7 protein-coding genes are annotated in these 25868 nt (G+C 46.2%); all 7 read left to right on the top strand.

Going from position 1 to position 25868, the window contains the following annotated elements; translation table 11 throughout:
• Window positions 1–197: 197 nt before the first annotated feature.
• The 7 genes from DSBG_RS18205 (at window position 198) to DSBG_RS18170 (ending at window position 25509) form a co-directional block, all read left to right on the top strand.
• A complete protein-coding gene (locus DSBG_RS18205; protein WP_068965907.1) occupies window positions 198–1262 on the top strand; it encodes a transposase in 1065 nt (354 codons plus the stop codon).
• Window positions 1263–1960: 698 nt separating this feature from the next.
• Complete coding sequence (locus tag DSBG_RS18200; protein ID WP_068965905.1) at window positions 1961–9709, top strand: SpvB/TcaC N-terminal domain-containing protein; 7749 nt, start codon at window positions 1961–1963, stop codon at window positions 9707–9709.
• A gap of 131 nt (window positions 9710–9840) precedes the next feature.
• Window positions 9841–16512, top strand: coding sequence for a neuraminidase-like domain-containing protein (locus DSBG_RS18195; protein ID WP_068965903.1), 6672 nt, complete (start codon window positions 9841–9843; stop codon window positions 16510–16512).
• Window positions 16509–20534: a Tc toxin subunit A-related protein gene (locus tag DSBG_RS18190; protein ID WP_068965900.1), complete on the top strand. Its 4026-nt coding sequence runs from the start codon at window positions 16509–16511 to the stop codon at window positions 20532–20534. The genes DSBG_RS18195 and DSBG_RS18190 overlap by 4 nt, the downstream gene beginning before the upstream one ends.
• 331 nt (window positions 20535–20865) lie before the next feature.
• Complete coding sequence (locus tag DSBG_RS18180; protein WP_068965896.1) at window positions 20866–21561, top strand: protein-L-isoaspartate(D-aspartate) O-methyltransferase; 696 nt, start codon at window positions 20866–20868, stop codon at window positions 21559–21561.
• Window positions 21562–21727: 166 nt separating this feature from the next.
• Entirely contained in the window at window positions 21728–23899 is a 2172-nt protein-coding gene (gene recQ / locus DSBG_RS18175) for a DNA helicase RecQ (protein ID WP_068965894.1), read from the top strand.
• A gap of 98 nt (window positions 23900–23997) precedes the next feature.
• Entirely contained in the window at window positions 23998–25509 is a 1512-nt protein-coding gene (locus DSBG_RS18170; RefSeq protein ID WP_242877738.1) for an MDR family MFS transporter, read from the top strand.
• Window positions 25510–25868 lie beyond the last annotated feature (359 nt).

The raw sequence follows: 25868 nt of genomic DNA, 5'->3' as shown, positions 1-25868 counted from the left end.
CGGGACGCAGTGTGGCGAAAAGCTCGTCCGCTTTTCGTATACCGAACACGGAAGTTAAGACCTTCAGGGCCGATGATACTTGGGGCGCAAGCCCCTGGCAAAGTAGGTCATCGCCAGGTAAACAAGCAACGGCCCTTTTCCTACAAAAAATAGAACTACTGGTCCCAAAGAACCAGTAGCTATCGTATAATTTAGTTATGCCAATAACAAAATTACACTCTAAAAATTATACCGAATTAAGTGGACACTATCAATTAGTTTTGCCATTTAATTTTGACGTGTTAATACCGGAGGATGATTCAGTTCGACTGCTAAGCCACATTTTGGAGGGATTAAATTACGAATCATTGTATCAGGCCTACTCTTCCATCGGAAGAAAACCTGAATTCTATACGCGGCAAGAAAATTACAATAAACATAACCAATTCTTTGAGGGAAGAAATAGCTATTCCAAGACCGATCCTGATGCCACCTTCATGCATATGAAAGATGATCATATGCGCAATGCTCAGTTAAAGCCGGCTTATAATGTTCAGATTGGCGTGGAAAGTGAATATGTAACAGGGGTTGGGATTTTCCAGGATCGTAACGACATAGCCACATTAATCCCTTTCTTAAATACGCTGGAATCAAAACTACAAGAGCGTTATGAAAATGTCACTGCAGACTCTGGTTATGAGAGTGAGGAGAATTATCTTTATCTCGAAGGGAAGAAGGAGACCTATTACATAAAGCCTCAGACGTATGAACAATGGAAAAAGAAAAGCTTCAAAAAGGATATCAGCAAACGAGAAAACATGGTTTACAATGCAGAAATGGATGAATACACCTGTCATAACGGAAAACAACTCAAACCCGTGGGAATTACCCATCGGAAATCAGCAACTGGGTACCAATCTGAAATAACAATCTATGAATGTGAAGATTGTAGTGATTGTCCCAGTAAAAGTCGATGTACAAAAGCTAAAGACAATCGACGAATGCAAGTATCCAAAATGTTTGTGGCCAAACGCCTGATATCGTATAGAAACATCACAACACCGGAAGGAATATTGCTAAGAGTAAACCGGTCCATACAAGTCGAAGGAGCCTTTGGGGTACTAAAAAATGATTATAACTTCAACCGCTTTTTAACACGGGGTAAAAACAGCGTGAAAACTGAATTTATGCTGCTGTGTTTTGGGTATAACGTGAATAAACTTCATGCAAAAATACAAAACGAACGAATTGGGAAACCCCTTCACCCACTAAAAACGGCTTAAAAAGGGGACAAAAAACAGCCTAATTTAGAAGGCTGAATTTGTTGTACCCAATTTTAGATTTAAAATAAATATTGAAGATTTCAACCAACCACGAAATAATTTTACACAGGAGAAAGAATGAGGGAGCATTGCTTATTACTTCAAAAAAGTAGTTTTGCAACACTCCCTTTGTGTTCCTTATAAGCTATGAATAGAAGCGACTGGGGCTGGGGTTCTACCCGTTCGGGATCCCCACTGCAGGAGAATTTGTTTCGGGACGCAGTGTGACGATAAGCTCGTCCGCTTATCGTCACATTGCTGGAGTTTGCGTTACGAGTCGCAATGTGGCGAAAGTCTCGTCAGACTTTCGTATCGCCAGCTAAACACAAAAGACTATCTCTTAAGGGGTAGTCTTTTGCAGATTTTTCGTTGTTGGTCAAGGCGCTGGGGTTCCATCCGTTCGATCCACACGAGGGAAATTGATCGATTGTAATTAAATATATTTAAACTACAAATTCTTAAAGGGAAACTAAATAATACGTAGAATTAATGCCCATATATGGTAATGAGTGGTCATATCGTTCTATTATTCGTGTAGTTGTGATGATATGGAGTACTTGGATGCGATCCATATATGGAGATATAGCTAATGTGCGGCTTTAGAAGAAATTTACTAAATAGTAGTGTAGGCAATAAATTTCTTTATGGGAGTGATTTTTGTGATTGATAGTCGTGAAAAAGGCAATGAAAAGATTAATAGCCAAGCAGCTGTTGATGGCAAAAGCAAGGGACATGCACCTTCCGGCTCATTTGCTAGTGAAGGGCAAATACCTACAATATCCCTTCCCAAAGGCGGTGGTGCAATAAAGGGTATTGATGAAAAATTTGCCGTAAATGCTGTCAACGGTACCAGTTCTTTGTCTATCCCACTTCCGCTTTCTCAAAGCAGGAGTAACTTTGCGCCGTTACTTGCTCTCAGTTACAATTCGGGAGCAGGAAACAGTGTATTTGGTTTAGGTTGGAACCTTGAAATTCCGACTATTCAAAGAAAAACCGATAAACAATTGCCACAATATAGAGATGAAAACGAAAGTGATGTATTCATGTTTTCGGGGGCGGAGGACTTGGTTCCGGTTCTGAACGTCAATAAATACAAAGCTTCAGAGGGAATAAGGGTAAAGGGTTATCGCCCAAGGGTAGAAGGAATTTTTGCAAAAATAGAAAAGATCATAATTCAGGAAGAAAAGGGTTTTTACTGGAAAGTAACCACCAAAGATAACGTTGTAACTTTTTTTGGAAAATCTTCTAAGACGAGAATTTGTGATCCTAACGATGATACGAAAATTTTCAAATGGTTGCCGGAGTTAAGCTATGATGACAAGGGGAATTGCATTGAATATGAGTATGTTGCTGAGGACTTAGAGAATGTGCCTATAGTGGTGCATGAAAAAAACCGTCATAATAAATTAGTCTCTGTTACTAATAAATACTTAAAAAAAGTGAAATACGGTAATAAAACCCCATATTACCCATTGCCAACAAATCCTTATGATCCCTTTAATCCGGAAAATCATGAGTACTTTTTTGAGGTAGTTTTTGACTATGATGATCATGATCAATCGGAGCCATTACCTGTATGGCAAAAAAAGTGGGGCTGTCGAAAGGATTCCTTCTCCGATAATCGCGCTGGATTTGAAATCCGCACTTATCGGCTATGCCGCCGAATCTTGTTCTTTCATTACTTTAAGGAGCTCAGTAACGGCTTAGATATTAAGCCATGCCTGGTACGCTCACTCAATCTAAATTACAAGCGTTTTTGCAACGGCACCGCTGATTCACTAGCCTCACATGGTGTGGAAACGGATTTCATTACATCCATCCAGCAGTTATGGTACCGCAAGACTAAATCTGGGAGTTATAAAGGAAAAGGACTTCCTGCTATGGAGTTTCAGTATAATGAGTTGGACTGGAACAAAGAGATAAAAAATATTGATTGTAAAGATATGTCCAACGCTCCAGTTGAGATCAGCAATCAATACCAGTGGGTGGACTTTTATAATGAAGGCATTTCCGGAATTCTTACCGAACAGGCGGAAGCATGGCATTATAAAAGCAATCTAGGGAATGGCAGTTTTTCTACTGCCATGCTTGTCGCGCCAAAGCCCTCATTAAACGGAATCACAAATGGTTCTTTGCAAATTCAGGATCTAGATGCAAACGGAAAAAAATATATCGTAAGTACCAATACCGCTTTAAAGGGTTATTATGGGCAAACAGATGATGGAAACTGGGAACCTTTCCGTTATTTTAGACAAATGCCAAATATCAATTTCCGGGATCCAAACGTCAGATTCATTGATTTAAACGGTGACGGCAGAGCAGATCTGATTATTTCTGAAGATGAGGTCTTCACGTGGTATCCGTCGCAGGGTACACAAGGTTTCGGCGGACCGGAATATTCCCGTAAGCCTTTCGATGAAGAGCAGGGTCCATACATTATTTTTGCCGACAGTACTCAGTCTATTTTTCTAGCTGATATGAACGGCGACGGGCTGACAGATATCGTTCGAATTCGCAATGGCGAGATTTGCTATTGGCCCAACATGGGCTACGGCAATTTTGGAGCCAAAGTAAATATGAGTCATGCGCCACTTTTCGACACACCGGATGCTTTTAATCCGGTTTATTTGCATTTGGCGGATATTAGCGGCACAGGTGCCACCGATATTCTCTATTTGGGACAAAATAAATTTAAAGCCTGGATTAATCTGAGCGGCAATGCTTGGAGTGAACCGCAAGCGATAGAGCCCTTTTGTCCCACTGAATTTCCTAATCAGCTTTCAGTGATTGATCTCTTGGGTCACGGGACACCTTGTATTGTCTGGTCTTCACCACTACCCCAATATACGGACGCTCCGATGCGTTACATTGATCTCATGGGTGGCAAAAAGCCGTTTGTCATGTCTGGCTATAAAAATAATTTGGGAAAGGAAACTCGCATTAAATACAAGAGTTCGACCTATTACTATCTGAACGATAAACAAGCAGGCAAGCCATGGGTTACCAAACTACCGTTTTCGGTGCAGGTTGTTGAACAGGTTGAGACCTATGACAGGATCAGTCAAAACCGCTTTGTCACTCGCTACGCCTACCATCACGGCTACTATGATGGCCCTGAGCGCGAGTTTCGCGGGTTTGGTTTGGTTGAACAGTGGGATACGGAAGAGTTTGCGGTGTTATGCGAGGATGGCGTGGTGTTACCTGTTACTAATTTTGATGCAGCGTCGCACGTGCCACCCGTATATACAAAAACTTGGTTTCATACAGGCGCTTATTTCGACGGAACAAAAATTACGCGACATTTTGCAACCGAGTATTACCAGGAGCCCAACCTGACATCGGATCAACTTCAGGTAATGCTGCTGGACGATACGGTGCTGCCCGCTGGTCTTTCTGTTAAGGAAGAGCGCGAAGCGTGCCGCGCTCTTAAAGGTTCGGTTCTGCGTCAGGAAGTCTATGCACAGGACAATACGGCAAAGAGTAAACACCCATTTAGTGTTTCTGAACGCAATTACACAGTGGAGTGCCTGGAGCCTCGGGCCTCCAATCTGCATGCTGTGTTTTTTGTACATTCACGCGAGACGGTTGACTACCACTATGAACGTGAAACAGTGAAACTTGACAAAAATAATCCCAATTCCTCGGTGAGGGCTGATCCCCGCGTAAGTCATCAGATCATCCTGAAGGTAGACGAATACGGCAGCGTGGAACGCACAGTTGCGATCGGCTATCCGCGGCGGGCGATCGCCGATCGCCAACTTGAGCAGGCGGAAACTCATATCATGTTCACAGTAGGTCGCTTTGCCAATTATACTAATGAGCAGGATTGGTACCGCGCCGGACTGCCTGTAGAAACACGTACTTATGAGATTGTTAAGCCACCACAGCCGATTATGACATCTGTTTTGGTCAAGTTGTTTACCTTCCAGGAAATGCAGACACTAACGGAAGGCTTGCTCCCGCTTGGACACGATGAGCCGGATGTGACTAAAACTTGGCCATATGAAAAATGGGATTGGAGAAAGGATACGAACGTACCGAAAGATTCTAAACTACGGTTGGTTGAACACGTCCGTATCCTGTATTACAAAAACGACCTATCAAAGCCATTGGCACTTGGTCAGTCTGATGCTTTGGCACTGGTTTTCGGAACCTATAAATTAGCGTTTACACCAGGTGTACTAACAACCTACCGGCGTGAACACGAAGACTTGTTGTCTGACCTGATGAAGGTAATGCAGGATGAGGGCGGCTACATAATGAGCGACGAATATAAAACTCTTGCCTGGTTTCCGAGCAGTGACGCCAACGGTTACTGGTGGATTCCCTCGGGGCAGCAGTACTATTCGCCAATTCCCGATTCGGTGGCGGCCCCAATCGTACAGAACGCGCAATACGCAAAAGAGCATTTCTATTTGCCGCAAGCCATGCAGGATCAGTTTGGCGCAATCACGCGGATTGAATACGACGAGTATGATTTAATGCTTAAGAAAATAGTTGATTCTGTAGGCAATATCGTTACTGTTGAGACCCAAGACACCGACGGTCACGATATTATTGCCATTGATTACCGATTACTGCAACCGTGGCTCATAACTGACCCGAACGGCAATCGCACGGAGGTTGCATTTGATTTACAGGGACTAGTCGTAGGCACGGCGGTAATGGGTAAGATCGGGGAAAATAAGGGAGACTCACTGGCGGGTTTCAAGGCAGACTTAGAGCAGAGCGAGATTGACAGCTTCTTTGCCAACCCCAAAGGACCTATCGCCGCGACTCTGCTAGGCAGCGCTACCACACGGATTGTCTATGACGTGACACGCTATGCGCGCCTGCAGACTACAGGCAAACCGGTTTTTGCCGCCGCGTTGGCGCGTGAAACCCATGCAAGCGACCAACTGTCCCCGAACGGGCTAAAGATCCAGGTTGGCTTTAGCTACTCAGACGGCTTCGGGCGGGAAATCCAGAAAAAGATTCCGGCGGAAGCAGGATCGGTGGAGGAATGCGGGACTGTTGTCAACGAACGTTGGGTGGGCAGTGGCTGGACGATATTCAATAATAAGGGCAAGCCGGTGAAACAGTACGAGCCGTTTTTCACTTTCACCCATGATTTTGAGTTTGCCAAGCAGCACGGTGTGAGTTCCACGCTGTTCTATGACCCGCTTGGGCGGGTAGTGGCCACTCTGCATTCCAACCACACTTATGCGAAAGTAGTCTTTGATCCGTGGCGGCAGGAGACCTGGGATGTAAATGACACTGTCCTGCAGGCCGATCCGCAGAATGACCCGGACGTAGGTAATTTCTTCCGCCGCCTGCCGGATGCCGAGTACCTGCCCACTTGGCATGAGAGCCGCCAGAACGGTCAACAGGGTGCAGCCGAGCAATCGGCGGCTCAGAAGGCTGCTGCCCATGCCAACACACTGGCGGTCGCGGACCTGGATACATTGGGGCGCGCCTTTTTGACCATCGCTGACAACGGATCAGCCGGAAAGTATGAAACCCGTGTCGAACTGGATATCGAGGGCAATCTGCAGGCAGTTATCGATGACAAAAAGCGTGCAGTTATGCGCTATGAATACGACATGCTGGGTAACAACATCAAGCAGGTTAGTATGGATGCGGGCACTTGCCGGATGCTGGCTGATGCAACGGGAAAACCATTGAGAAGCTGGGATGGCCGCAATCACGAATTTAGTTATAAATATGACGTATCGCACCGCCCATTGGAAATGCGGATAAAAGGCGGGGACGGGCCTGTACTGCTGGATAATGTATACGTGAAAATCATTTATGGTGAGGGTAGATCACTCAATGGCAAAACCGATCAAGAGTTGAACCTGCGGGGTCAGCCATTCGCGCATTATGATACCGGCGGCAAGATCCAGTTTGAAGAATATGATTTTAAGGGGAATCTGATACGGAGCCATAGACGCCTGGCGAAAGATTATAAACAGGTCGTGCAATGGGTCGTAGCCGATCCTAATTCAGAGCTGGAAGACGAGATTTTTGTCACAGAGACGGAGTACGATGCCCTAAATAGGGTAATTAGGTTCAAAATGCCGGATGGAAGCATTATAGAACCCGCATTCAATGAAGCGAACCTGCTGGAGAAGGTGCATGTTGAACAGGGAGGAACGGGAACAGACTTTGTCACGGACATTAACTATGATGCCAAAGGCCAGCGAAATAATATAACCTACGGCAATGGCATAAAAACCACTTACCAGTATGACCGGGAGACCTTCAGGTTAACGCATCTTGACACGAAGAAAGCCAATGGTGAATTGCTGCAAGACCTCTACTACACCTTCGACCCGATAGGCAATATCACCCAGATTGAGGACCAAGCCCGGCCAACTGTCTTCTTTAATAATTTTGAAACCAAACCGGTTAATCAATTCACTTATGATGCCTTGTACCGACTGATCGAAGCTACGGGCAGAGAGCATATCGCGCAGGTAGACTTCGGTGATGAGGATAACTGGAACGACCTACCCTTCCTGAGAAAATATAACGTCAACGACTCCATGGCGTGGCAGAACTACACCCAGCAGTATCAATATGATGCGGTCGGCAACGTCTTGCAAATGAAGCACAGCGCTAATGGCGGCAGTTGGACTAGGAACTATGAATATGAAACAGTAAACAACCGTTTGAAGTCTACCACCGTTGGAACTATTACTTATTACTACTCGCACCACCTGCAACATGGCTTTATGGAAGCAATGCCGCATCTGCAGTTGATGCAATGGAACTTCCAGGAAGAACTCCAGGCCGTGGTGCGGCAGCGCAGGACGGATGGCGGAACGCCGGAGACAACCTATTACGTCTATGACGCTGTTGGTCAGCGCATCCGGAAAGTGACCGAAAATGCTGCAGGTGCAGGCAATATCCCTACAAAGAAAAACGAGCGTATCTATGTTGGCGGAATAGAGATATACCGGGAATATACCGGAATTCATGCGGGTTTGGAGCGGAAAACGCTGCATGTGATGGACAATACCCGCCGGATAGCTATGGTGGAGATCAGAAATGACGTGGATGACGGCTCGCCGGTCCGGCTTGTACGCTATCAATTCGGCAATCATCTTGACACCGCCTGTCTGGAAACCGATGACAGCGCCCGTGTCATCAGCTATGAGGAATACCACCCCTACGGCACAACTTCCCACCAGGCTATGGATAAAAAGATTAAGGCCGCAGCCAAACTTTACAGTTACACGGGTAAAGAACGAGACGAGGAAACCGGGTTATATTACTACGGGGCACGGTATTATGCGCCGTGGTTGGGAAGGTGGACGAGTGCTGACCCGGCGAGAATGGTGGATGGAGTGAATTTATTTGCCTTTACACAAGGAAATCCCTTAAGGCGCATTGATATAAACGGATGTACAGGCGAAGAAGTAGTCGATAAGTTTGATCTTGGGGACGAAGTTTGTGTCCGAACTTATGTATGGGACGATACAGCAAGTGAATCTGGTTACTGGGATTATTGCGAACCCAAGTTAGAAAGCACTCTAAAGAAGAACCCAACTGCACCTAAAAATAAACCTTCTCCGCATGCAGATGCATCACCGGCAAGCACACCAACAGTGCCGCCGGCAAGTACATCAGCGGCGCCCCAGCCTTCTACGGATGCACCGAAAAATAAGTCGACGGAGATGGATTACGCCACTGCTTTGGTTGGTAAACTATTTGATCCAAGGTTTTGGGTATCAGTAAATGACAAAAAAGGTGTTTCCGGGGGTATTCCTGGTGGCAAAGGTCCAGAATGGATGGCGAACCCAGTCGGTCAGGCCGTTTATATTGGTATCAATTTGTTTTGTACTTTTGCGAGTGGTATTGTTGAGTCTGGTCTTCGCAAAGGAGTGTCGGCTATGCGTAGTACATTAAGTGCTGCGTGGAGCAGATTACGTCCGACAGTATTACAGGCCGCTACGGCGCCTGCGTTTTTATTGATGGGTGTAGGAGGAGGTGGTGGTGGTATGTTGCCAAAGAAGTTTTTTTCAAAATCCCCAGTCCCACTGACTGCAGCTGAGGAAAGAGGCGCCCAAGCGGCACTTGACGTAGCCAGACAAGGTGGCTCGCCACAGATGGCCGGGCAAGCGGGACACGAAGCAGCGGGAGCAAACCCAAGAGGATTTGATTTTCCTGAAGTTCCTTCAGACCTAGCTTATAAAGCCGATCGTCCGGCAGTGCCGTCTATGAATGAATTAAAATTTCATCTTGGCGGGCCTATGTTTGAAAGCCAATTTAATCAGGCGGCGACTCAGGTGACAAATTACTCCCTGCAGCAACAACTTAGAACTTTACAGGAATTAGGTTACAGTCTCGTTCCTATAACATCGACAACACATGTCTATATCGATATAAGGCGCGGAGTATTTATAAAGTATGTGGGACGATAACAAATTTCGTATGAAACCACTCAAACCACGTCCGCCCACACCCGGACATGGTCGCTCGAATTTTGAACAGATGGAGAATCGACGAGATCCTTCGCAGTGAGTATTTGCGACGTAAAAAAGGAGGAGAAAGCATGAAACTCCAGGGACGAAATTTATCAATCAGGATGGAAGGAAATGACGTTAAACTTCTCCAAGATGTATTGCAACGGCAGGGCTATCACATCCCTGCCGATGAGCAGAAAAGAAATTATTTCGGTTCCGGGACCCACGCTGCTGTCTTAGAACTTCAAAACAAGCACAACCTGGCAGCAACGGGCATCGTGGATGAACTCACCGCCGGGCTGATTGGCACGGAAAATGAGATGCGAAAACCGGAAGGCGGCCGAAATCCAGGGCACTTTGTGGTAAAAGGCCATATCCGTGCGACCGATGGAACACCCGTGGCTGGTGTTACTGTACGCGCCTTCGACAAAGGTTTGGCCAATAGAACTAATTTACATGGCGAAATACAATTGGGTGTTGATACAGTCACCGATGCATCAGGGCAATACTGCATCACATATGATTCTGGCTGGTTTACCCGACCCGGAAAGAGCTGGGTTAATTTGTTTATCCGTGTGTATACCCCTAGGCTTAACAGCAAGGTTATCGCTGCATCGCCTGTTGTTTTCAGGGCCAAGAAGGAGGAAACGATTGATTTAATGATCAGCGGCGAAGAATTCAGGGGACGGTCGGAATATGAAAAACTTCTTGCGGAACTGGCCCCGGTGCTCCAGGGGATTCAGCCCGTCAACCTGACCCAGGAAGATATCAGGGTTTTGGCTGGTGAAACCGGCCTGGGGCAGCAGCATATCGAATATCTGGTCGCAGCAGCAAAACTGGCAGGGACAACCGGACTGCCTGCAGAGGTCTTTTATAGCTTGGCCCGTCAGAAACTGCCCACATCTCTAGCTGTTCTTTTAGTGCAGAACCCACAGGAACAGCGCCGCGCTTTGGAAACTGCTATACGAGATAATATCATTCCTGCCAGACTTCGGAGCGAACTCGACACAATTAGCAGGCGGATGCAACAGTTGCGAGTGGAGCTAGCGTTAGGGAAGACAGGGGAAAGTGAGCAGACATTATTAAGTAAACTTCTAGACACCACCTTGACTCCGGTTTCCCGTGAGTTGCGGGAGACGCTGGTACATACTTATCTTCAGCATCATGACTCTCTTGAAGATTTTTGGCCGGGACTGGAGGGCAAACCGGAGTTCAACCTAAAGATGGTGCATGACCTGCAGTTCACCGTGCAATTGGGCACACTGGCACTCAATCATTTGCCCCTTGTACAGAAATTACAGCAGATGCGGCGTTCCGGCGAATTACGGTCACCCCAAGGTTTGGCCCGGATTGACTGGGAAGAGATGATAACAAGCCAGGTTGACGGACATGTAATCGGATTTCCGGACGGTACCCTGGGGAAAGACGACGCCGAAAAGTCCCGAAATTATGCCCGGTCCATTGCCGATACGGTTGAGGACGCATTTCCTACAGCTGTGGTTGCCTATCGGGTTGGAAATGACGATGTCCCAGAGAATAAGGACCTTAACAGATTTTTCAACAACAGTATCTTCAACAATGACGGAACTTCGGGCTGTCCTGAGTTTGATTTCGAGACAACCCATATCGATCGCTACTTATCAGAGCATCACGAAGTACTACTGACCGACGTCACCGAACCGGATGATCTGAAAAGTAGGCTTAAGAGCATGCAAAGGGTGTTTAAGATCACCCCCCGTTACGTTGAGATGCGCGTACTGCTGACTGACGGCCTAGATTCTGCTCAAAGTATAGTCAGCATGGGACAGAGCAATTTCAAGCAGCGGTATGTCGAGTTGCTGGGTAGCTCGGAGAAAGCAGAACTAGTCTATGATCAGGCTGAGCAGGTCTCTGCCATGTCGCAGGCCCTGATCAGCAAATATGGGGCGGCATTTAACTCTGTGGGCACCGCCGTGACTCCCCCGTTACCACAGCCAAGCGAAAAGGAGCTGCCTGACTGGCCGACGTTATTCGGAGCACTTGACTTCTGTGATTGTGATGAATGCCGGTCCGTCTTCAGCCCGGCAGCCTACCTGGTTGACCTGCTGGAGTTTCTCAAGCATAAATCTCGACAGATCACGATCATGAACAAGAAATATAATGCCAAAGATATCCTGTTTTTGCGTCGACCCGATATAGGTCAGACTGAACTCTCCTGCGAAAATACCAATGTTCCCGTTCCATATATCGACTTAGTAAATGAGGTATTGGAGTATGCAATTACTCCCAATATTAGCCCGCCTTCCCTGCAAACGCGTGGCAACCCTGAGGAACTACGGGCAAATCCTGAATATGTCAATGATAATGCGTATATCAAGCTGGCATCGGCGGCCTTTCCCTGGAGCCTGCCCTTTGACCGGCCGCTTGAGGCAGTGCGAACCTATCTGGACAATCTTGGCGTGAAACGCTGCCAGTTGATGGAGACGTTCGCGAAGACAGGCAAACCCTCCCCAAGCGATCCGGCGATTGCCTACGAATACCTGGAGTTAACGCCGGTTGAAGCGCAGATCATCACCAACACTGCCCCATCGGAACCATGGAGCTATTGGGGCTATCAGGATGGGGCGAAGTGGCAATCCGATTTGACCAATATTCAAAAATTTCTTGACAGGTCGGGGCTAAGTTATCAAGAATTGAACGCCCTGCTCGATACTCGCTTCATCAATCCAGATTCCGCAAATCCCGCCGTTAATATTAAACCTCAGACTACCTGCCAGCTTGACCAGATGACTCTCGCGGTGACGCCGGCGGGAGCTCTCGAGCCCACACTCGGCAGAATACACCGCTTCGTTCGCCTCTGGCGTAAACTGGGTTGGAAGATGTCTGAACTGGACCAGGCATTGGCTGCCCTCGCAGACGGGGACTTTTCCGAGCAGTTTTTGTCTCAGCTGTCTCTGACGCAGCGCCTGATGAATGAACTGAACCTGCCGCTGGCGCAAGTACTCAGCCTGTGGGCGACAATCGATACCCACGGGGAAAACTCACTCTATCACAAGCAGGATTCACTCTACCATAGGCTTTTTCAAAACAAAACGGTCATCAATCCTCTTGACGCTGACTTCACACTGAATAGTGATGGCTCTCAACTGGATAGCCCTGCTGGAAAGATTTCAGACCACATCTCCACGATCCTGGCGGCCTTACGGCTCAGCGTCGCCGATCTCGACCTGATTCGGGATGATGCCAACTTATCAGATACCGATGTGGCGGCGCTCACCTTGGAGCATCTATCCATCCTTTACCGTTATAAGGTTCTGGCAAAAGCATTGCACTTAAAAGTCAAAGACCTGATTGCGCTGAAAAAATTGTCAGGAGTCAATCCCTTTAGCGAACTGGAATTACCGTCTGTCCAGCATCCTTACGGACAATTCATTGATAAAGATCCCGCTCGAACCTGGCGCTTTGCGGGGATTGTGCAAAATGTGCAGCAATCGGGATTCTCTGTTGCTCAGTTGAATTACATCTATGGAGACGTAACAGGGCAACCCGGCGGCATTGCCCCCCGGCAAGATTCTGTGGCTCTACTGACTAAGAACCTCCTAGACGGACTGGCCAAGATCGCCGCGGATAATACCCTGAGCGGCGATCCGACTGGTGAGATCACCCGCAGTAAGCTGGCAAGCATAATGGAGGCTGACGCTGCCGGCCAGGTGGTTACGATAATTAACGGCAACGCCGTCTTTTCAGAGCCGCTTAATCCCTTGCCAACAATCTCGCTGCCCGGCAAGATTGCTTACGATGCTCTAAATCATCTGCTCATCCTGAGCGGAGCAATGTCCCTGGACGAAAGAGACTTACTGCTCTGTCTGTCCGAAGACGGCGGTTATCAAAAAGCCGTCGGAGAATTGTACCATGAAGGCCAAAATGTAGACACAGCCATACTCCTTCGGTTGCCTCCCACCCTGGCCTTCCCTGCTTCCGGACAGCACAAAATTATGTATGACAAAAAGCTTAAGCGCCTTAGTTTCAGCGGCTCGATGACGCCTGCTGAAAAGGCGCTGCTGCTCGACTTGGCAGCAGATCAGGCCTATCAGGCAGCGGTGATGGGTATTTTCCAGCAGGCACGCGATTTATTAAAAGGCGCCTTTTCCACCTTCCTGGCAGAACCCGCTCTTTCAGACGCAGTTGCCAAGCTGTTGGACGGCGAACCTCTGACGCCCGGCGGGCAATCTTTGACAATGGAAGGTAAATTTAACTATATCTTGGCACGCCTGCTGCCTTACTTGCGCGAAAAACTCAGCCGCAACCTGGTGGAACAAACCCTGAGCGATGACCTACAGATGGATAGCGCCACCATCCAACTGCTGCTGGAGAAGGTCCTAAAGTCCGGTAACGATCCGGAGAAATTTGCGATTGACGATTTCTTGGCACTGCTTGGAGATGGCCTTACCGCTCAGTATTTCGGCCAAGCGAACTTCATGGGCAGCCCATCGCTCACCCGGATCGATCCTACAATCGACTTAAACTTGAGGCCGGGGTCTAACGATCCGGCCATCAATTCAACAGCCTTCAGTGTGCGCTGGATGGGTAAACTGCTGCCTCAGTTCGATGAGAGCTATACTTTCTATATAAATAAGGTGGCAAATCTGAATCTCTGGATAGGCAATAACCCTGTTACCGACCCGATAGATTTAAAGGCAGGATGCCTTTATGACATCAAGGTTGAATATTCAATGGCCGGGTCGGGTGGACCGGGCCAGGCGAATGCCCAACTTCGGTGGAGCAGTAAGTCCACTCCGACACAAATCATTCCTCAAAGCCAACTCTATTCCAGTTCAGCGTTTGCATTCGACCAGCCACTGACATCATATTATTGGTTATACAAGATCACCTTGCTGATCAATGGTTTCAGCATGACGGCCAGAGAGTTGGAACACATAGTTCTGCTTCACCCCGATGATTTTGTTGTCCTCCTCGACCCGGCGGATCCGGCCAAGCAGGCTGCCTTCTGGATCAAGCTACCGATGCAACCGATTGTCGAAAAATATACGAATGACATGAGTGCAGCGCTCTTTACACAGTGGTTACGGTTATACGACCTTTTCAACCTGCGAGACAGCCTGCCTAAGGGAGAAATTGACCTTATCGACGTTTTTCAGGCGGCCTTACATAATGATGTGGAACAGAAGCTGGCACAGGCCACGGGATGGGATGTCCAGGCTATTGACGCCCTGATCAACAAAGGTTTCAGTTTACAGGTCGCTGATCTGCGCACCGAAAAATGGCTGGTCAGGTTCCAAGCGTGTATGGAGCTTGTAAAGCGGTTGGGAGCTGCGGTGCCGCAACTGTTCGACTGGGCAGGAAATGCGCCCGATGCCTCTCAGGCCAAGGATGTCAAGCAGATCGTTAAGGCCAAATACGATGACGACCAGTGGTATGCGGTTGCCAAGCCGCTTCAGGACACACTGCGGGAAAAGCAGCGCGCTGCTCTGTTATCCTATCTGCTGGTACATCCCGAGCTGGTTGACAAAATCAGCCTGAAAGATGCCGATGAGCTGTACGAACACTTCCTGATCGATGTTGAAATGGGCGCCCGCATGATGACTTCCCGCATAAAACAGGCGATTAGTTCCGTACAACTGTTCATTCAACGCTGCCTAATCGGCCTGGAGAATAACGCAGTCTTAAGCGAGGAGGCCGCCAAAGAATGGAAGTGGATGAAGAATTACCGGGTTTGGGAAGCTAACCGCAAGGTCTTCATCTATCCGGAGAACTGGATCGAGCCGGAATTACGGGATGTAGACGATAAGTCGCCATTCTTCAAGGAACTGGAAAGCGAAATGTTGCAAAATGCAATCACCACCGATACTGCTAAGACAGCATTCCGTAATTATATGGAGAAATTAGATTCAGTATCCAGTTTGGAAGTCTGCGGCATGTTCCATCAGCTAGAGTTTACGAGAGAAGGGCAGATTGAGACTAATCATCTCCACGTTTTTGCCCGGACCAAAAATGACCAGGTTCGCACTTACTTTTACCGCAGGCTCGTTGATGCCACATTCTGCTGGCCCGGTAACTGGACTCCCTGGGAGAAAGTCGACCTCGACATCAATGGTGATCATCTGATACCAGTCGTCTATGAGCGCAGGCTGCGGCTTTACTGGCCCATCTTTACTGTAAAAACCGAGAATACTGACAGTGATCCGTTGCCCTCGACTCTGGCAGATGCCAAAAAACCAAAAAAATACTGGGAAATCCAGCTGGCCATGAGTGAATTTAAAAATGGCAAATGGTCGGCCAAGAAAGTAGCGCCCGAGGTGATAAGAACAGCGAGGCAATATACGAGATTATTGACAGACAACGAAAAAGAGCTATTTAAAAGGCTTCATAGTATAGAATTTGATCTTGACGCTCTAAAAAGCGTTTTGGATTCGTTAGTTTTTAAGTCTTTAAAGGATCAATGTAATTCGGCTAAAACTGAACTGGAAGCTTTAGTAAAAGAAATCGACACTAAACAATTAGAGTCTGAAGAAAATGTACTAAATATAATAATTACAAACCTGCAAATTGAAGTTGATATGTGCAAACCAGTGGATTTTAAAACAGAAATTGATATTTATTCTCCGCCGGCGACTACCACCTGTGACAAGCCTTTTGATGAAAAGGGTAAAAAGAACTTTACCTTTTTGCCCGTTGCTTTACCCGAACAACTGACCATTTTGTGTTTTGAAAACCCCCAGGAGATACCAGAGCCAGAAATTGATACGGCGGTGATAAAATGAGCTATGTAAAAGAACCTATTGTCGAAACCTGGATTGGTGCTTTTAATTTTACTGGTTGCAAAGGGAAAATTACTCCGTATGATCCGAAACAATATTTCATCGATCAATTATTCGAAAATGTAACTGTGGAACCAGATGATATCAAATTGATCAGGTCCTTTTATAGACTGCTTCTTAAACCTCCCGCTAGAAGCAATTATGAAAATATGATGTTTACGGAGACTAATGACAACAGCGACGATAGCTTGGCTTTTCGGGAATATGACAGTTCTCTCCTAGGAAATTACAGTTATACTCTGGGTTCCACTCCAGGGCTTTTCCGGTTGCTTTTCTCTAATCAATATGGCTTACCGGAGTTTAACCTTGATAAATGGATAAACATTCTAAATAAAAAGCATCTAGGTTTAATGCCGCCCCGCCAGGCATTCCTGCCCTTCTTCTATCACGACGATACTAAAACTTATTATGTAGCCCCTCGGCTTTTGAAGGAAACCAGGGAATTTTTGCCAGGCGTTAGTTTCCGAAGCAATGAAAGCCCCAAGTTGCCGGACTTCCATTCAAATTCGGCGGTCAAGCCTGACTCTAACGTTACGATCAAAATGTATATACCCCCAGAGTCGATAGTCCCGCATTACAGGTTGAAGTATCAGTTCAATACATTTTATCACCCGTACGCTTGCGAATTTATCAAGCAGCTTAACCGCTACGGCATCGATGGGCTGCTCAACCCTCCTGAGCCAACTTTTCTCCTACGCCGCCAGCTCCTGTTTTCGGAACGCCGCTACCTTGACGGCAAAAACAGCGTAATCACGTTTGAAAATATGTATGCCCCCAACAGCGAGGTGGTGTATCAGCCCTATCCGCTTGACATGGTTGATTTCTGGTTTACCGGGTCGTATTCCCTCTATAATTGGGAACTGTTTTTCCACGCTCCTCTGTTGATTGCCGACCGGTTGATGAAGAACCAGCAGTTCGAAGCTGCCCAGAAGTGGTTCCATTATATCTTCGATCCTACAGCCGGTTCCGATCCAGTTGTTGATTCCAACTTGGTCGAAAGCGTAGAGCAGTATTTTAATAAAATTCTTGGGAATCTCGGTTATTCTAATTCTCAGAATGCCGGTCTGAAGCGGTTCTGGAAAATAAACCCCTTCTTCTTGAACCTCTTTGAAAAAGTGTCGATCCAGCAGTTGATGGAGCTCCTGGCCGATTCCGACGGCACCAATCCGGGCAGGAATATGATCAAAACAGTGCTGGAGCATCAGGTGGCGCATTGGCGCAGCGATCCTTTCAAGCCCCACAAGGTTGCCCAGCTTCGCATCTCGGCTTACCAGAAAACCATTGTCATGAAATATATTGACAACTTGATCGCCTGGGGAGACCAACTGTTCCGCCAGGACACGATCGAATCGATCAATCAGGCCACTCAGCTCTATATCCTGGCTGGTCATATACTGGGCCCTCGGCCGCAAGAGATTAAGCCTAAAGTGACGGCGCCAGTCAAGACATACAACCAGCTCGAGCCGTCCCTGGACGTTTTCTCCAACGCCTTGGTGCAGATAGAAAACCACCTACGCTTACCCGTCAAGCATGCGCCAGTGCGTCATCTGCCCCATGAACCTCATCAGCCCCTGCCCAAGCTACTTTACTTCTGCATTCCCAAAAATAAAAAAATGCTCGGGTACTGGGATATTGTCGCGGATCGCCTGTTCAAAATTCGCCACTGCATGAACATTGAAGGAGTTATACGGGAGCTGCCACTGTTTGAGCCACCGATTGATCCGGCGCTGCTGGTCCAGGCGGCGGCGCAGGGGATAGACTTAAGCAGTGTGCTGAGCGACATCAATGCCTCAATGCTTCCCTACCGCTTTACCTATCTAGTCCAGAAGGCAGAGGAGCTTTGTGCCGATTTGAAGTCGCTGGGAGCGGCGTTGCTGTCGGCCTTGGAGAAGAAGGACGCCGAGACGCTGTCTGTTCTTCGCGTCAGGCATGAGACCGATCTCCTCAAATTGGTGGACAAGGTAAAGGAGCAGCAGTACAACGAAGCCACAGCATCCATAGAAGCTCTGGAGGCGTCCAGGCAGGTTACCGTAACGCGCTACCTCCATTATCAAAGACTGCTTGGCGTAGAAAGCCCGCAAATCCCTGAAAAGAATGCAGAGGTCGCCCTATATACCCCATCAGCTAATGCTGCCTTAGTAGAATTAGATGGAGTGAAGATCAGCACTCGCGAGAAAGCTGATTTAGATTCATCGCAGGAGGCGGCCGACCTGCAAAAAAAGGCTGCGAATTTTGAATCGCTTTCCAATTCGGCTTATTACATTTCACAGATTCATATATACACGGCGCCGCTTGGCAGCGGTATGGCTGTTGATTTTGGTGGCAAACACGTCGGTCCGGCGCTCGCAGCATTCGCCAAATACTACCAGGGACAATCTGCAGAAAAGAGTTTCAATGCCGCTAAATCCCAGAAACTGGCTACCTATGCTAATAGGGAGCTCGAATGGGCCTTACAGAACAATTTGGCTGCGAAGGAGATTATGCAGATTGACAAGCAAAGCACTGCGGCCGCAATACGGCAGGACATCGCCAAGAAGGAATGGGACAACCATCAAAAGCAAATCGACCAGGCTCAGGAGATCGAAGATTTTTTGCGCGACAAATATACCAACGAGGAGCTGTACGGCTGGATGCAGGGACAAGTATCCACCATCTACTCCCAATGTTACAATATTGCTTATGACCTGGCCAAGAAAGCGGAGAAAGCCTACCGCTTTGAACGCGGCCTGACAACCTCCAATTTTATCAAGTTCGGCTACTGGGATAACTTCAGGAAAGGTCTAACGTCAGGTGAACAGCTCTATCTTGCCCTAAAGCAGCTGGAGCAGGCTTACCTCGAACAGAATAAACGCGATTACGAGATCACGAAAAATATTTCCCTCATGTTACATGACCCACTGGCCTTGATATCAGTAAAGGAAACCGGACAGTGTGAAATACTGCTGCCGGAAGTCCTGTTCAATGCTGACTATCCGGGACACTACATGCGGCGCATAAAGAGCGTGTCATTAACCATTCCATGTGTCGCCGGCCCTTACACCAGCATCAACTGTACCTTGACTCTACTTAACAATAAGACGCGCATCACAAGCACGCCTGCGGCTTCCTATCCTGAGAGTGACGATGGAGTAGACGACCGGTTTGTAGCTAATTTTGCAGCCATGCAGTCGATTGCCACCAGCCATGCCCAGAATGACAGCGGAATGTTCGAACTCAATTTCCGCGACGAGCGTTATCTGCCGTTTGAGGGCGGCGGAGCTATATCCAGGTGGCGGATTGACCTGCCTAAGGATTGTAATGCGTTTGATTTCAACACCATCTCAGATGTTATTCTGCATTTGAAGTACACCGCCAGGGAAGGGGGCGATGTTCTAAAGACAGCAGCAAAGAATGCACTAAGTGACTTGATTAAAGGTTCGGATAATGATAATGCGCCTCTGACACGGTTCTTCAGTGCAAAGCATGAGTTCCCCGGCGAATGGTACAAGTTCCTTCATCCGCAAGATACGGATAATAAGCAGAAATTGGAACTTAACCTTAATCAAGAGAGATTCCCATTTCTGTTCAGGAGCAAGCATATCAAACTCTCTAAGATAGAGCTGTTTCTGCTGTTTAAAGAAATTTATGATTTTGAAATCAATAAGGTAAAGAGAGGCATGCCTCTGGAAGCCTATCAGAACGGCGGCCCTCTTAAATTGCACCTCGCGTCTCTCGGTGATCCTCTGTCATCTGGAAGCGCCGACCTCCAGAGCGCACCTTCGTACATGGATGGCTTGCCTCATGGAATAATTGACTTAAGCGACCAGGAGTTAGGCAACTGGTCGTTGGAGGTTGGGGACGAAGACATTAAACTGATTGCCGAAACGTTGAAGATGGAGATCACTTCAAATGGAGCCACCCACCATCGCTTGAAAGCGGATGTCATCGAGGATCTATATATTGTTTGCCACTATAAGGTCGAATAAACGTTATGGTGGAGAGGGGACTTGTGTAAGTAGGTCATCGCTAGGTAAGACATAGGGACTACCTTTTATGGTAGTCTCTTTGATTATTTTTACTGGTATAGGATTGAGATTTTAAACTTGAAGTTAGAAAATAATTTTCTCTCTGAGAAAATTTTTAATAGGCAAAGTCTAAGTCCTTTAGGGTGGCTTGAAGTGATGTCAAATCAACTTCCTTTGGCAAGGAACAATCTTTCTACATATGATAATTCATTAAATTTTATTAAGAAAAAGAGAAAATATAACTCACAAAAACGGAGAAGATATATAAAACTAAAAAGAGGTGAGATAAATTTTGACCAAGGATTATAGTAGATTTGATTCGAAGGAGCGACTGGCAGAACGTGAGTGGATGGTTCAAACGCAACTCATAGGTCGGGACATCACGGATGAGGCGGTCATTAATAGTATGCAAATTGTTCCACGACACAAGTATGTTATGGAAGATAAACAAGAGTATGCTTATTATGACACTGCCTTGGAAATTGAAGCAGGGCAGACGATTAGTCAGCCGTATATTGTGGCTCTCATGGCTCAAGTGTTAGAGTTAAAAGCGAGCGATAATGTTCTAGAAATAGGAACGGGCTCAGGTTATTCTGCAGCTATTTTATCCCGTATGGCCGCACATGTTTATACAATTGAACGTCATGACATCCTGGCCCAATTTGCGAAAGACCGGTTTCAAAATCAGGGTTATAAAAATATTGAAGTGCTGGTTGGAGATGGAACGCTCGGATGGGCTGAAAAAGCACCGTTTGACGCCATATTGGTTACTGCAGGAGGACCCGTGATTCCGGATTCCTTAATTAATCAATTAGCTATCGGTGGACGTTTGGTTATTCCTGTTGGGGATAAAGGAGAACAGAAGCTTTTACGGGTTAAGAAAACAGAGACACGTCAATTGATCGAAGAGAATTTGGGATCGGTACGTTTTGTTCCGCTGATCGGTACAAACGGTTGGAGTGAACTAAACAATACGAGCATACAGTAAATTATATAGTTAAGTTAGATAGAGCAAGATAATCTTGGTCAAATCAAATAATATTAATAAAAATGAAAGATAAAACCTGGTTTAAGCTAAAAGTCCTTAAACTGGTTTTTTTTGTTATAATGAAGTAAGCTAGATAGATTGTAACTTTAAGGAGATGCTCGTAATAATGATAGAAAAAGCCTTGCGTGTACTGCGAAGGTATTTCGGGTATACTCAATTCCGAGATGGACAGCAAAAAGTAATCGATAGTTTACTTCGGGGTACGGATACCTTAGCTATTATGCCGACAGGGGCTGGAAAATCGCTTGCCTACCAAATTCCAGCGCTTTTGTTTCAGGGAACGACTCTCGTTATTTCACCACTGATTTCTCTGATGAAAGACCAGGTGGACGCACTACTGCAATATGGGGTTCCGGCCACCTTCATTAATAGTTCGTTATCCTTAAAAGAAGTAAGATCACGAATTGAACGGGCTGAGCGCGGGGAATTTAAGCTTTTATATATTGCACCCGAACGTTTAGAATCGGAAAGTTTCCGTAGTCTTTTAGGGTCGCTGCATGTCTCTTTCTTGGCTATTGATGAAGCACATTGTGTTTCTCAGTGGGGGCATGACTTTCGGCCGAGTTATCTTCAACTTGGACCATTTCTCAAATCATTTTCAAGTAAGCCACTGATCGGGGCTTTTACTGCGACGGCGACTGAAGAAGTCAGGAATGATATTGTCCAGTTGTTGCAGTTAAACCGCCCTAATACTTTTGTTACTGGTTTTGATCGTCCGAACCTCACGTTCGCAACGCTTCGAGGAGAAAATAAAAAGATTTTTGTTTTGGAGTACGTGCAAGCGCATGCCGATCAGTCTGGAATTGTTTATGCCGGAACGCGTAAAGAAGTTGACAACTTGCAAGCAGTTTTGCTTAAAAATGGCATAAAGGTTGGGAAGTACCATGCAGGGATGACTGATGAAGATCGCCAAAAAAGCCAGGAGGATTTTCTCTTTGATGAGAGAACGGTCATGGTGGCTACCAATGCATTTGGGATGGGAATCGATAAGTCCAATGTCCGTTATGTAATTCATTATAATATGCCGAAAAATATGGAAGCCTATTACCAAGAAGCTGGGCGTGCTGGGCGGGATGGAGAGCCAGGAGAGTGCATTTTGTTGTTTTCGCCCCAAGATGTGGTGTTGCAGAGATATTTTATTGAACAGACGATCTTTCAACCAGAGCGAAAAATGAATGAGCTCAAAAAACTTCAGGGGATGGTTGATTATTGCCATACGCCTCGGTGTTTGCGCAAGACCATTCTGGAGTATTTTGGAGAAGAAAATGTTCAAGAAGAATGTGCTAACTGTAGTAATTGTAATGACGAGCGTGAATTAGTAGATATAACCTTGGAAGCTCAAAAGATATTCTCATGTATTTATCGGATGCGCGAACGTTTTGGTATCGGTATGGTAGCTGAGGTGTTAAAAGGATCGCGCAAAGCAAAGATCATTGAGCTTCGTTTTGATCAACTTTCCACGCATGGAATTATGCACGAAGTTCCGCTACAAGAGATCAAAGACCGCATCAACTTTTTAGTTGCAGAGGGCTATTTGCAATTATCAAGTGGAGAGTACCCAGTAGTGAGGCTCCAACCCAATGCAATTTCTGTCATCAAAGGGGAAGCAAAAGTCACCCAAAAAGTGTCGCAGCGGCCTTCACGTGAAGAAGCAGTTGAAGCTAACCTCTTTGACTCTTTGCGCGCACTGCGCAGAAAAATTGCCCTTCGGGAAAATCTTCCTCCATACATGATCTTTGCAGATAGCACCTTGAGAGAAATGGCTCAGCTTTTTCCTAAAGATCATGTGGCGATGATTCGCATCAGTGGGGTTGGAGAACGAAAGTTGGAAAAATACGGAGATGATTTTCTAGAAGAAATCCGGAGTTTTATTGAGAAGAATGAAATTTTCAAATCCACAGAGAACAACCCTATTCCAGAAATCAGTACGCGACCAGATCCGGTATGTGATGCAGCTCAAAATTCTACCACTAAAATGCCGAGTCATCACCAAACATATCGGCTTTACCAAGAGGGGTATTCCTTAGAGGACATTGCAAAAGCAAGGACAGTTACCGTGCTTACAGTGCAGGAACACCTCGTACGTTGCAGTCGTGATGGACAAGCAGTCATCTGGGATGACTTTATTCCCATTGAACAAGAAGCACTTATTTTAGAAGTGGTACGCCAAGTAGGTCGCGAGAAATTACGTCCGATTAAAGAACTTCTATCAGATGAAGTGAAATGGTTTACGATTCGGGCCGTTTTAGAAAAGCATAAATCTGTAGGAGAAAGTTAAGTGCACTTGACAGGCGGAGTTACAAAAGTTAAATCAGAAATTGTTGGACGTTTAGAGAAAGTAGGCTTCACATTGGTTGAGGAGAAAGTAGGTTTCAATTGGTTAAGGGTAAGCAGGAAAAAGATAGTCGAGGTATGTGTATCCAGACAAATCGTAAAATAGTTTTGGTTAGCATTATGTTAGCGATGTTTATGGCCGCCATAGAAGGAACGATCGTAGCGACTGCAATACCTAGTATTGTTGCTGATCTGGGGGGGTTCTCCCTCTTTAGCTGGGTTTTTTCTGCATTCCTTTTGGCTCAAGCTGTGACAATTCCCATCTATGGTAAATTCGCAGATTTGTATGGTCGAAGACCTGTGTTTGCGTTTGGAGTTGTTGTTTTTCTTTTTGGCTCTGTGCTTTGTGGCTTAGCTCATAGTATGAATATGCTTGTCCTCTTTCGCTTGATCCAGGGTATTGGCGCAGGAGCGGTCCAGCCTATTGCCACCACAATTGTAGGGGATATTTTTGAGATGAAAGAACGTGCCCGTGTCCAAGGATATATCTCTAGCGTCTGGGGGGTTTCTTCTATCATTGGACCAGCGCTAGGGGCCTTTTTTGTGCAATATGTGCGATGGGCCTGGATATTTTGGGTGAATGTTCCGATTGGAATACTGGCTGTGGCTGGAATTTGGATATTTCTAAGAGAAGAGGTACATACAAAAGAGCATGAAATTGATTACATCGGATCGACACTTATTTTTGTCTCAATCAGTGCGTTGATGGTTGTTTTTATTCAGGCTGGAACAGTTTGGGCTTGGTCATCAGCTCCCGTGCTTTTTTTATTGGGGGTATTTTTTATAGGAACTTATCTATTTATCTTGCAGGAAAATCGTGCAGCTGAGCCAATCATGCCCTTGGCAATATGGAAAGATTCTCTGATTGTTGTTGCTAATTTGGCGACGTTAACGACCGGTGTTGTACTTATCGGTGTTTCCTCGTTTTTACCAACCTATATACAAGGGGTAATGGAGAAATCCCCTATCATTGCAGGGTTCGCATTATCTTTTATGTCAATGGGTTGGGTCATTGCGGCAACTTTGACCGGAAAGATCATGTTTAAGTACGGATTCAAACGTATTGCGGTCATCGGTGGGATTTGGATTCTTAGCGGTTCGGCATTTTTCGCAACACTTCGTCCAGAAAGAGGGTGGCTCTGGGCTGGAGTGGGTTCATTACTGATTGGTTTTGGAATGGGGCTAGCAAGAACCGTATTTATTGTGGGGATACAAAACAGCGTGGAGTGGGAAATGCGTGGAGTAGCAACAGCCTCCAATATGTTTATGAATATTCTCGGTAATGCAATGGGTGCCGCAATTTTAGGTGGGATTTTAAATATAAGCTTGACAAGCTATTTAAAAGGAGCAGGTGGGGAGACGTTGAATGTAGATGTTATCAATGTCTTACTTGACCCAGATAAGAGACGTGCGCTCTCCCAAGCGGTTTCACAAATAATGACATCGGGATTGGCAATTTCGCTGCATTATGTTTTTGGGGGTGTGCTTATTTTAGCATTAATAAGCTTCATTTTGCTTTTGTTTTACCCTCAAAAGGCAAGGAACGTGGTGTAACATTAAACTCTGGGCATGTTATGACAAAACATGTTGACCTTCACTAAGGATAGTGATAATAAATCGAGTGCGCTTCTCTAGACAAAAAGAACTAAAATAATTAGAGGAACGATTGAAAAAATAAATGTTGACAGTACACATTGAAAATGGTATTATAACTGAGCGCCACAAAGACGCACAATGATTGAACAAGTAAGGGGTAGAAACCTCGAGCTAGTCAATCTAGATCAGGCAAATTAGTCATTGACAACGCAAGTTGAAAATGCTAAAATTAAAGTCTGGCCCAAGTGGCCTTAGAAAAAACCATGGTCTTTGAAAACTAAACAACAAGGACAGCCAATGAGAGAAACTCGCAAGAG

It is taken from the genome of Desulfosporosinus cupriresistens, assembly GCF_001707885.1.
GTDB lineage: Bacteria > Bacillota > Desulfitobacteriia > Desulfitobacteriales > Desulfitobacteriaceae > Desulfosporosinus.
The sequence above is the reverse complement of the archived record's forward strand: the minus strand, read 5'-3'. Positions and strand labels throughout refer to the sequence as shown.

Bases quoted from the DNA above. Each gene is read 5' to 3' on its own strand.
- recQ (WP_068965894.1), top strand. From the start codon at position 21,728: ATGATAGAAAAAGCCTTGCGTGTACTGCGAAGGTATTTCGGGTATACT.
- DSBG_RS18190 (WP_068965900.1), top strand. From the start codon at position 16,509: ATGAGCTATGTAAAAGAACCTATTGTCGAAACCTGGATTGGTGCTTTT.
- DSBG_RS18195 (WP_068965903.1), top strand. From the start codon at position 9,841: ATGAAACTCCAGGGACGAAATTTATCAATCAGGATGGAAGGAAATGAC.
- DSBG_RS18205 (WP_068965907.1), top strand. From the start codon at position 198: ATGCCAATAACAAAATTACACTCTAAAAATTATACCGAATTAAGTGGA.